Here is a 4,740-nt window from a genome sequence, read left to right on the forward strand (position 1 = left end):
TTCTTTCCTTTTATGCCCCCTAAAGGAGATCCGATCCTTATTTCCTGATTTCCCATATATACTCCTGTATTGCTAATTACTGCATTCCCTTCGATATATATCTTAACATCAAACCTTTCAGGTACTTCAGCTTCTACAACTCTTCCATCATCTGTATTCACCAGCCGAGTGGCAGGTACTGCTTCTTTCTTCACTATTTTCCCATATACGGAATTCTTATCGTAGTCCTTGGCTATTTCTCCTTCTTCGATGGCATTATATGTTACATCTCTTACTTCCTGAAACATATATACCATGGTAATCTTCTCAGTATCTACAGCCACTGTTGGATTTACTTTAAATATCTTATAGGCTCCAAATCCTATAAGGGCTATGAGAATAACGGTTATGAACAAATCAATGATGTTTACCAAGCCAAAAAGCCTGCCTCTTTTATCTATTATTTTCATCTGTATTCCTCACTTTCTTGTTCTTAAGCATTTCATTGTATATTTTTATATGATCCATGGCAAGATTCTTCAATGAAAAGTTCTCACTGGCCTTTTTATATAAAGCTCTCCCAAGAGCTTTGCTTTTTTCCTCATCATCAATCATGATTTTTAATTTTCCGCTCAGTTCTTTATAATCACCAGCCTCGAAAAGATAACCGTTGACCCCGTCATCTATGAGCATGGGTATCCCACCTACTGCAGAAGCTATGGTCGGCTTCTCCAATCTTGCTCCTTCCAATAGTACATAAGGAAAGCTTTCACTATAGGAAGTCAATACATTGATATCAATTGCATTGAGAAAATCATAAGGATTATCAATGAAGCCTATAAAATGAATATTTTTATCTATACCCAGCTGTTTTATTTGGCTATCCAAAGAAGGCATTTCTCCCGCATCACCAGTAATAAGGAAATGTATATCTTTGTTGTCAGTCAACACATCTGCCGCTGCCCTAATGAATATTTCATGTCCCTTGACGGGATGGAGTCTCGCTAATATGCCTATAAGCCTTTTATCTCTCAGATGAGCTAAACCTCTTTCATTCAAAAACTCATCCCTGCTCTTATAGCTTATATCCTCTTGAAAATCCATACCGTTATATACAATAAAAATCCTATTATCCGGGAATCCCCTGCTGACAAGCATATCTTTAAAACTCTTGGATACAGCAATAAAATAGTCAAACTTCTTCAAAGCAAAAATATTCAAATTTGTATATATTATATGCTTGTACAGATTTCCTTTAAAATCCAGCATAAAGTCACTATGTATTGTTGTAACGCATGGTATAGATATTTTTTTCCTGATAAATCTTGTTATAAAATTAGCTCTGGCTCCATGAGAATGGATCAGAGTAAAACCTTCAGTCTTTATAATGTTTACCAAGGTATCAACAACTTTCAAATCATATCTGCGGTGTTGAGGAAGTACCATAATATCTATGCCCATTTCTCTAGCTTCCTGGGCAAAGGGGCCTTCTATGAAGCATATTATCTTCACGGCTAGGTTTTTCTGCAGTTCCTTAACCAATGTCAGCACATGAGTCTTGGCACCGCCTACATCACCCCCGCTTATTAAGTGCAGTACCTTTTCCACTTTCATCTTTCCTCCTAACCGGGTCAGCCCCTGAATTTTGAAATAAAGCAACTTCCTTCTTTACGCTCAGACCTTTAAAGTATGCAGGTATCATAAAATATATGCTATACATCTGTCTAAAGCGTGAATATATTTCATTATTCTTGTTATACCTATTATAGGCATTTTTATATGATTCTAAATCTATATACCTGAATAATTCAGCCCCCTCAGAAGTTCCTACTATAATTCTATTGAGTTTGTTCATCTCAAATATTGACTCAAAACTCATGGTTTGGGAACTATAGAACTCCAAAGCATCTTTTTTGGCTTTTAAATATCCGGAGCAATCCATATAATGAGTTATTCCATGCACGCTTATAGGTGAGTTTACTTCATAGCAATAAGTATCAAATTTCTTATGTTTCTTCAGCAACTCTACAGAAGCGATAAATATACCGCTTACGGCTGTATGATCCTTATGCCCGTCTAAGAAGTAAGGCAAAAATATAATATCAGGTTTGTAATCTTCTATAATACCTGCAATCTTTTCAGCCCCTTCATCATCAACCTTCAAATCACCATCTGGATAATCCATAAACACAGGTTCTTCCATCCCTAGGTTTTTTGCCAACTCTATGGCTTCGACTTTTCTCAATTCGGCTAATGCTTCCGGTGTCAGCTCATCGCTTAAGCTCTGTGAGCCGTCTGTCATATATATGCATTTAACTGAACCCTTCTCCTCCAAAGCTTTTTTTATCAAGCATCCACAGCCAAGTATCTCATCATCCTGATGGGGAGAAAGTATCAATATTCTTTTTCTGCTTACATCTATAGCTTTTATTTCCTTGACTTTTACTTTTGCCAGATACAAATATGACCCTAATACTGTATTGTTTAAAATTCTGATTGGTCTTGCAGCCACTCTTTTTATTATTTCTCTCATAAAACCATACTCACCCCCCGGTTTTGTCTTAAATATAATCTGAATCACCTATGGTTACATACCAGTTCTTATGGTCATAAAGGGCTTCTCCTATATCCTTAGCGTTCTCTCCCACAGGCAGTGCAGCAAGCACTGAAGGAGACCTTAACTGCAGAAAACCCGTTCTTTCCAGAATCTTTGAATAAAACCATTCCTTTATCATCCAGCAGGATATAGCACAAACTTCATCCTCTTTAAGTTGTTTCTCTGCCTGGCTAATGAGCCCATATGCTGCAGCTTTGTGTTCCCTATGGCATATCAAATCTGCTATATGCCCCATTAGGAGCCTTTCCCCTCCTTTGCCTTTCTTGTTTTCTACAGCAATTATAATATAGCCTACTAAATCATTATTTTTATATGCTCCATAGGCTTTGTATTTGTCTGGACTGTAAATGTATCTCCAGTTAAGATATTGGGAACTGCGCTCTACAGCTATGGGATATTCATTTCTAATACTGTTCCAAAGATTATCCAGTCTGAAGTCAAATTCTTTGATTTCCGCTATATGATAATCTGAAGGCTTTTTTATACCCAAATCTTTTACATTCCTATAGATATCCAGAAGCAAGCCTCCGCCTAGTTTAACCAACTTATTGGTGGTAAACATGCCAAAAGCTTCTCTTCCCTTTAATATCTTTATGTACTGAGGAATATCACATACTTTTCTTATATTAATCTTTCCCAAAGAAGCCTTATAGGCTGCCTCATTGGGGAAATTGAACCTCAGTTGAAGGCCTTGATTACTCATATCCCCCATAGCATCCATTGCCATGTTTTCAAATATCCCTTTCTTCCTATGGTCTCTATGAACCATTGCATCTACAGACTGTCCTGCCATTATGTTCTTCCCCATAAAGTTCATATTAAATTTCCAGAGGCAAGAAAGACCTATGACTTCCTCTTCTTTTACAGCCAGTTTAATTATGGATTTCCCTTGGGGATTGTTCATGTTTTTCCAAAGGAAATATTCCTGGTTTATATCCTTTCCAAATACATCTTTAAATAGCCTAAATACACCTGTCAAATGCTTATCTTCATAATCCTTAATGGTATAATCCGGGTTCAATTAATCTCACCCCTGCTATTCTAGTTTTATATTTTATTATTATAGCATATGTATCAATTAATGGACACAAAAAGGCAGAAAAAAAGCCCTTTAAGGGCATTAATAAAGCTATTTTGTCATAAACAACACTCCCAGGGTGTTAGGTCCGCAGTGGGCTGATATGGTACAGCCTGCCTGGGTTATTAGTATCTCTTTAAATTCAGCAGTTTCCTCTATTGTTTTTCTTACAAGTTCTATCATTTCCTTAGAAATACCCGAATGAGTAATAAAGATTCTGTCAAGTTCTAAATTATCATACTCCGTCAGTTTATCTATAGTATACTTTTTAAGAACTTTATTAAGAGGACCTCGGTATTTCTTGCCTACCTTCATCTTACCGATTGTATTGTCTACTTCTATGCAGGGCTTAATGTTTAGAACATTTGCGCCCAAGGCTGCCAGTGCAGAGCATCTTCCTCCTGCATGAAGAAATTCAAGGGTATCTAATACAAAACTGGCATGAACCTTGATCCTTTTATTATTAATCTCTGACACGATATCCTCCGGTTCCATTCCCTTTGCTATCAGCTCAGCAGCTTCCAATATGAGCAATCCAATTCCTGTAGAAAGATTGCAGGAATCAATAGGATAGATATTACCCAGCTCCTTTGCCGCAATGCAGCAATTCTGATAGGATGAAGAAAGGCTGGCAGCTATGCTGAAATGTATAACGGTATAGCCTTGGTCCACCCACTGCTTAAAATAGTCTATGTACTCCTTCACATTGATTGCTGCGGTTTTTGGCAGAATGTTATGATTTTGGTAAGCAGAATAGATATCATATGCTGTGATATCCACACCATCCTTGTATTGCTTCTCTCCAAGTATAACATGCAAAGGATATGTGCTTACACCGTATCTTTTTTTCAAGTCTTCATCCAAATCGCAGGTGCTATCTGCGCTAAGTATGATTTTCCTCACAATGTTCACCCCAAATACTAATATTTATTTTGCTTATGAATTAGCTTTTTTTACTACATTATTTATATATTTTTATCTTATATATTTATGCATAACTAACAACAGCAGGATTATTCCACAATTAACACCATTAACTGATATAGGCTGGAACATCCCGCTTATC

The 4,740-nt window shown here is 36.8% G+C and carries 5 protein-coding genes; all 5 read right to left on the reverse strand.

Translation table 11 applies throughout. From position 1 onward, the window contains the following. Nucleotides 1–449 (reverse strand): DUF4330 domain-containing protein (locus ACESM9_RS14515; protein ID WP_373000267.1); only part of this gene is annotated, 449 nt, incomplete at its 3' end. Beyond that, nucleotides 433–1,587 carry a glycosyltransferase gene (locus ACESM9_RS14520; protein ID WP_373000270.1) on the reverse strand — a complete coding sequence of 385 codons (1,155 nt, stop codon included), beginning with the start codon at nt 1,585–1,587 and terminating at the stop codon, nt 433–435. The genes ACESM9_RS14520 and ACESM9_RS14515, both read right to left, overlap by 17 nt. Continuing rightward, nucleotides 1,553–2,512, reverse strand: coding sequence for a PIG-L deacetylase family protein (locus tag ACESM9_RS14525; protein WP_373000273.1), 960 nt, complete (start codon nt 2,510–2,512; stop codon nt 1,553–1,555). The genes ACESM9_RS14520 and ACESM9_RS14525 overlap by 35 nt, the downstream gene beginning before the upstream one ends. 28 nt (nt 2,513–2,540) lie before the next feature. After that, nucleotides 2,541–3,617, reverse strand: a complete 1,077-nt coding sequence (locus ACESM9_RS14530) for a GNAT family N-acetyltransferase (RefSeq protein ID WP_373000276.1) — start codon at nt 3,615–3,617, stop codon at nt 2,541–2,543. 108 nt (nt 3,618–3,725) lie between these two features. Then, nucleotides 3,726–4,577 (reverse strand): DegV family protein, encoded by an 852-nt coding sequence (locus tag ACESM9_RS14535; RefSeq protein ID WP_373000279.1) that lies wholly within the window; start codon nt 4,575–4,577, stop codon nt 3,726–3,728. Nucleotides 4,578–4,740: the final 163 nt, after the last annotated feature.

Origin of the sequence: Lutispora sp. (assembly GCF_041687175.1) — a bacterium.
Classification (GTDB): Bacteria; Bacillota; Clostridia; order Lutisporales; family Lutisporaceae; genus Lutispora.